Raw genomic sequence first — 6,008 nt, 5'->3', positions numbered from 1 at the left:
ACGCTCCTCGACGACGACCTGCTCGACCGCATCGACGAGATCGTGCCGCCGGGAACCGACGTCGGACCCATCGACGTCGCCCACGTCCCACCGGCACTTGCGGGGTCCAACCTCCGCCGACGCGCCGCTGAAGCCCGGGCGGCGCGCCAACCGACGGCGCCGTGACGACGGCTTCGCCATGCACAGCGCTCGCCCCGGGGCGATGGGTTCGGCCAGGCCCGGGGTGACCGCGCCGGCCTCGGCCGCCGCGGCGATCCCGGCTGACTCTGGTGCCGCGACGCCGGACCCCGCATGAGACCTGCGGATCCGTTGCAGCAGCTCGAGCGAAACCCTGACCGGCACCCCGGACGACAAGACCGCCTGTGAAGGAAATCGAGGGACCGTGATCCGACCGCACCCCGCGTGCACGCCGCCTATGACTGCCGTAGTGTCCTTGCCCAGCCCTCTCGGGCAGACGGATTTCCCACTGGCCAGGACTGGCATGGGCCACAGGTCCAAACCCGTCGAAGGTGTGCATTCACCCGTCTCGGCAAGCCGAGTTGCCTTTCGGTCGTGTACAGATGGGCACGCTCAGATTCCTACCGCGTCAGGCAATGTCGCGGACGTGGCGGTCCGCTACATGGAGGAGGTCGTGATCCCCTTCCAGACCTCGGAGGGAATGACGATCCCCGCGTCCTTCACCAACGAGGAGGACCCGGACGGCTACATCCGGATCCGGCGGTTCCACAACGCGGCGCAGCGCGTCGAGCGTACGCCGTCGTCTACGCCAGCGACCACTGGAACGACGTGATCGACCCGGTGGTGAAGGACCTGCTGATCCTCGAGAAGTCCGCGCTCACCCGCGCGGCCCCGACGCCCTGCTCTGCCTGGGCCAACACGTCCTCGAATGCCCCGCCACAGCAATCGCCCGTACCTCTCGAGAAGGCACCGATGAACCGTCGAACACAGGCGAAGTCGCAGTCCGGGTCACCCGTCGTGGCCGACGGAACCACTGACGATCGATCGGGCGAGGCGCCCGAAAAGCCCGCCGAACTGTTCGAACTGCGTGACAGCATCGACAACATCGATGCCGCCTTGATTTATCTGCTCGCCGAGCGGTTCAAGTGCACCAAGCGGGTCGGTGTGCTCAAGGCCGAGCACCGACTGCCACCTGTGGACCCCGCCCGCGAGGCGGCCCAGATCCGGCGGCTGCGCCCGCTCGCCGAGAGCGCCAACCTCGATCCCGACATCGCGGAAAAGTTCCTCGACTTCCTCGTCACCGAAGTGATCCACCACCACAAGGCCATCGCCGACTCCCGCAGGAACAACGGCCCACGGGCCCGACGGATCGTGGCCCGACACGCGAGGTAGTCCGACGGCAGGACCCCGGTCGACGCGGAGTACGCAACGACACGCTCTCGTACCGGGACTTCGTCGTCTCCGCCCGGACGCGCAGGGTCCGGTGAGCCGGATCGAGGTCGTCGGTCCGGACAACAAGCAGAACTCGTCGCGCCTCAGGGCCGCATCGTAGGCCAGGGCGAGCATGAGGCAGTGGAGTACGGGTTCGCCGTGCGCGACGTCCAGCAGGACGAGCCGCTGTTACTCGCTTGGGGATCCATGTGGGCTTGATCCACTTTGACGAACACCTTGGATGAGGAGCTTCGGCCTCTCTGGAGAGGATGTCCAGCACCCGTGCTCACCCAGCGGGAACTCCGCCGACGCACCACCGAAACCCGGGCAGCGCGCGTCTCATCGCCGACCCCGCTGGCATCGAGCACGCCTTCGCCAGAGGCTGGCTGCACCACCTCTACGACGCAGTGGGACTCCCCGGCGTCAGCTACCCCGATTGAGCCCATCCGTCTCGGAAAGCACTGCTTGCGGTACCGCTCGGCTCCCTGCAGCGGGCCAACACCGGCCGCCCGCCAACCTCAGGTCGGTTGTTCGCCAGATACCCGGCGTCGACCTCTCGCGCACGATGCAGGAGTCCCAACCTGCGCAACTCGGCGGCCAGGTGCGCGAACGCACCTCCAGGTGCCAGCGCGCCGGCATCCCCGGGCGGCGTTTGTCCGGCCGCGTCCTGCGCCACATCTCCGACGCGAACACGTGCACGTCGATCGCGACGACCACGCGCTCGCCCCTCACCGGGGTCAGGCCGTGGAGAAGTCGTACAAGTCGTCCCACCAGTCGGGTTCGGCGTCGTCCTCGTTCGCTTCGACAAGGTCGCGCATCTCGTCCTCGGAAAGCTCTTCGTCCACGCATCCCATGATGCAGGGCACCGGGATCAGGCGCATTCCCATACCCACCGATGCCCGCCGGTCGCACCCGCATCGCCATCCAACCGACGACGGGCAGCAATTCCTCACAACGCGTCGAAGACTCTCTGTCCCGTTCCCCGAGGTGCCGAACGGCCAGGCTGTGACCGCGCCGCCGCGTGGTTCACGGGGATGCCGCCGGTGCTGGTGACGTTCGTCGGCGGTCCGGCGAACGGCAGAACCGAACGACTTCCCTCGAGTCGTCTCAGGGAGACGGTCGTCGTCGACGGTGTGGGCCACAGGACGCCGTTCCGCCCCGTCGAGTGAGTCTGACCGCCGCCGGGCCACCCGCCCGGGGACGGCCGGTTCACGGCCGCAGACGTTCGCCCTGCGGATCGAAACAGACGAGGCCGTGCTCGCGGCCACGACCACCAGGAGGCAGCCGATGTGAAACCGGTATGGCGCACGACCTCCCCTTGTGTCGGGACCGAGTCGAGCCCGAACTCCGTCGCCGACAACGGCGTTCGCCGTTCGCCGTTCGCGATCTCACCGCGGCGGGCTCCGTGGGATAATGTGCGACGTGTGCTGGACGTTTCCGGCCCCGTCGTCGTCGCAGCAGCCCGCGACCGCGTCGTGACGGCCGTGACCGCCCGGATCGGCGTCGGCGGAAACGCGGATGATCTCCGGGGCCGAATCGGGTACGAAGGTGCGATGACCGACAGGCCCGACGCGCCGACGGATGCCGTCTCCCGAGTCCGGTTCGATGGTTTTGTCCCCGACGGTCCGCGTGACATGGTGACCGCGCACGATTGCACCTCGCCGCTGTGCGTGCGCGCCCGTGCGCTGGTACTCCTGGGGTACGCCTGCGACGCGACGGTCTCCGAACTGGTCGCCCTCGACACGGGCGACCTGACCGTACACGAACACGCCCTGCTGGTCGCCGTCGTGCGGCAGCACATGCGACGACGCCAGGTGGTCGAGACCCGTGGGGCCCGGATCCGGCCGTCTGCCCGGCCGCGGCCGGACGCACGCTGTGGGACGGCGTGCGCCGCGTCCAGGGGCCCGACGGCCCGCTGTTCGTCCGCGTGACCGCGGGCGGCGGCACCGGGCCCGAAACAACCGCACGCTACGCCCCGGGTCGTCGCCTGTCGCCCGGTGTCGCAGCGAACCTCACCATCAGCTGCGGCTACGCCGCCGGCCTCGCGTTCCCCCACGACTGGGCCCACCAGACGTTGCGCCACGCCTTCGACACGGCCGACCCCGTCGGAGCCTGAAACCCCGCCGCCGAAGGACGTCGACCATGGGTGGGGTGTGGAAGGGTGGCGCGCGACTCGGTAGACGAAGGGGATAGTCGTGGACGCTACTGGTGACTGGTTCGGCGTGCTGACGTCGTTGATACCGCCGGAGCCGGGGTCGGGAGAGACGTTCGTTCCCCGCGCGGGTGTTGCCGGCGAGGACGCGTACCCGCAGGACTACGTGGCCTTCATGCGCGTGTACGGGTGCGTGGGGATCGCGGAGGAATGGCTGGGCATCTCGCCTCCGGAAGGGGCGTGGTCACCCGAATTCCCCCCTGGCACGGTGGAAACGGCCACCGCAGGCATGTGCGAGGCGTGGGAGCGGACGGGGCCGTCCGACTTGGTCGCGCGCGGCTGCGCGTTCTGGCCGTGGGGCGCGACCGGCGGCGGCGACACCCTCGGATGGCTCGTCGACGACACCAATCCCAACTCCTGGCGAACCGTCGTCCACGAGGAGAGCGGCGAGTGGCGGGTGTACGACTGCGGCATGGTCGAGTTCCTGTGCCGGCTCCTCCTCGTCGACCGGGAGAACCCCCTCGACGTCCCCCCGATCCTCAAGGGCGTGTCCCGGCCGAAAGCCCGACACTGGCGAACCCTCCTCGCCGAAGCCCTCGCCGATCACCCCGCACCCTGAAACTCCATCGCCGTACCCGCACCCGTCGGACCGATCGCGATGTCGTCCGACAGGCGAGTTCCGTCCGACGAAACGGTCGCCGCGGCACGCTGCGGATCGGCCGGCTGCGTGCGGGCTCGTCGCGAGCATCCAGCGGGATGTCGCGCGCCGCACGGACCGATCGTCCCGGCACCTCCCCCGCCACTGATGACGGCGTCCCCCACATCGCCTTCCTCCTTCGCCGGGTCACGCAGGCGGTGCGGGCCGGCCGGGCGGGGTGTGGCGTGGCCCGCTGTTCGGTGCGGGCGGCCCGGGAGGTGGGCCCTGCGGGCGGGACGGCGTCGTGCGTGCCCTCAGGGGCGCTGATCTCGTCGGTGATCGTCCGGGGTCCGCAGACCGTGTACCCGGCGCCGGAAGCGGCCGTTCCCGGGTACAGGTCCAGGGCCAGATCGCGGAACATGGCCTCCTCGACGTAGTACATGGAGCGGCTGTGGGGTGTGCCGTCGCGCAGGCGCACGTCCAGTCGCACCGTCCCGGCGTCGGGGCGCCGTCCCGGGCGCAGCGTCAGGGTGCTCCCGGCGATCGTGTCCCAGGGCAAGGCGACGGTGGTGTACGCGTCGTGCAGGACGAGTGCGTCCGGGCCCATCTCGATGCGGCGTCGGGTCTGGGTATGTGCGAGGTGGGCGGGGGCCAGCGCGAGGACCAGGCCGATGCTGGCCAGGGCGAACAGCAGGACCCATCGGCGCGTCGTGAGCGGCCCGTTTACCCCGGCCGAGCCCACGACCGTCATGATCACCGCCAGGACCAGGACGGCGACACCTGCGGCCGCGTTCGTGGCGATCCGACCGGTGCGGACACCCCTCCACGCCACCCGATCCCCCAGGCCTCCCGGTTCGTGCGCACGGCGTCCATCGCCCACCCCCGCATCGCGACGTGCCGTGCAGCGAAACCCCCACCACCGCCCGGGGGTCGAACACGGCGACGCGGCGAGTGTCCCGGCGGTGGGATATCCCAGGGACTCTTGTCGAACCTCTCAGTACCGGCAACGAGTTCGTGGCTGGTGCCTGGGCCGGCCCGCGGCGTCGGCGCACTCTCCCTGCAGGACGGGTCGGCTCTTGTGCCCACGCGCAACCGCCTGGGCCGTAAAACGCCAGGGGCGATGCCCACGTGGCGAACCCGACGGCGGTGGGGCCGAGAACCAACCCCCGAGCGCGTGGATCGATCCGCGTCCTACTCTGCCCGTTGCCGCCACCCGAGCCGAGGGAGAAGGTCGTGGTGACCCCGAGAACTCCCTTTTCCCCGAGCGACATCGCGGCCCTGTCCCCGCTGAACGACGCCGCACCGAAGCCGCCGTACGACCGGCTCGCCGTACTCCTCGGCGTGTTCCTGCCCGTCGGGCTGGTTTTGGGCATCGTCGCCCTCCGCCGCATCGGCCACACCCGTAAACGCGGCCGCCTGCTCGCTTGGACCGCCCGCCAGACCGGCGACGCGAGCGCGAGCCAGACTCTCGGGCCCGAGCGAATCGGCCCGGCGCCTAGGGCGTTCGGCAGGCGCGAGGCGAGCGATTCCCGTGCAGGCACGACTCCGATGTCGGTCCGGATCAAGCTCAACCCAGGCAGATCCGGAAGGTTCGGCCTTCGGCCGAGCACCCCGGGACGACCGCGCTGCGGCGAGGGGCGCCTGTTCCTCGTCGTACGCAGTGCACCGTGTGATGGCGGTCCCGGGCGTTACAGTTCGCCGGCGTGAGACCACCCGAAGAGCTCGACTCGATCGACTACTGAGATTTTCGGTTTGGGGTGACTACGGCGGGGCCGGGACCAGTCCGGTTTCGGCGATGAAGCCGTCGAGGAGGGCTGGTCGGTATTGCAT

General features: G+C 69.9%; 7 protein-coding genes. 4 read left to right on the top strand and 3 right to left on the bottom strand.

Annotation, left to right across the window (positions count from 1 at the left end):
- Nucleotides 1-354: hypothetical protein (locus ACFXKZ_RS52190; RefSeq protein ID WP_380015607.1), on the bottom strand; the 354-nt coding region annotated here is incomplete at its 3' end.
- A 250-nt stretch (nucleotides 355-604) separates the two neighbouring features.
- Here ACFXKZ_RS52190 and ACFXKZ_RS52185 point away from each other — a divergent pair.
- Nucleotides 605-790 (top strand): hypothetical protein, encoded by a 186-nt coding sequence (locus ACFXKZ_RS52185; RefSeq protein WP_380015604.1) that lies wholly within the window; start codon nucleotides 605-607, stop codon nucleotides 788-790.
- Between the two features lie 140 nt (nucleotides 791-930).
- Entirely contained in the window at nucleotides 931-1,350 is a 420-nt protein-coding gene (locus tag ACFXKZ_RS52180) for a chorismate mutase (protein WP_380015610.1), read from the top strand.
- Nucleotides 1,351-2,777: 1,427 nt separating this feature from the next.
- Here the strand turns inward: ACFXKZ_RS52180 and ACFXKZ_RS52175 are convergent.
- Nucleotides 2,778-3,188 carry a hypothetical protein gene (locus tag ACFXKZ_RS52175; protein ID WP_380015601.1) on the bottom strand — a complete coding sequence of 137 codons (411 nt, stop codon included), beginning with the start codon at nucleotides 3,186-3,188 and terminating at the stop codon, nucleotides 2,778-2,780.
- Nucleotides 3,189-3,274: 86 nt separating this feature from the next.
- On the opposite strand from ACFXKZ_RS52175, the gene ACFXKZ_RS52170 reads away from it, so the two are divergent.
- On the top strand, nucleotides 3,275-3,505 hold the full coding sequence (locus ACFXKZ_RS52170) for a hypothetical protein (RefSeq protein ID WP_380015598.1): 231 nt from the start codon (nucleotides 3,275-3,277) through the stop codon (nucleotides 3,503-3,505).
- Nucleotides 3,506-3,584: 79 nt separating this feature from the next.
- On the top strand, nucleotides 3,585-4,160 hold the full coding sequence (locus ACFXKZ_RS52165) for a hypothetical protein (protein WP_380015595.1): 576 nt from the start codon (nucleotides 3,585-3,587) through the stop codon (nucleotides 4,158-4,160).
- Here the strand turns inward: ACFXKZ_RS52165 and ACFXKZ_RS52160 are convergent.
- Nucleotides 4,081-5,010, bottom strand: a complete 930-nt coding sequence (locus ACFXKZ_RS52160; protein WP_380015592.1) for a hypothetical protein — start codon at nucleotides 5,008-5,010, stop codon at nucleotides 4,081-4,083. The two genes, ACFXKZ_RS52165 and ACFXKZ_RS52160, sit on opposite strands and share 80 nt — an antisense overlap.
- Nucleotides 5,011-6,008 lie beyond the last annotated feature (998 nt).

Source organism: Embleya sp. NPDC059237, assembly GCF_042754105.1.
Lineage (GTDB): Bacteria > Actinomycetota > Actinomycetes > Streptomycetales > Streptomycetaceae > Embleya.
Note: the sequence above shows the minus strand (reverse complement) of the source record. Positions and strands in the feature narration are given on the sequence as shown.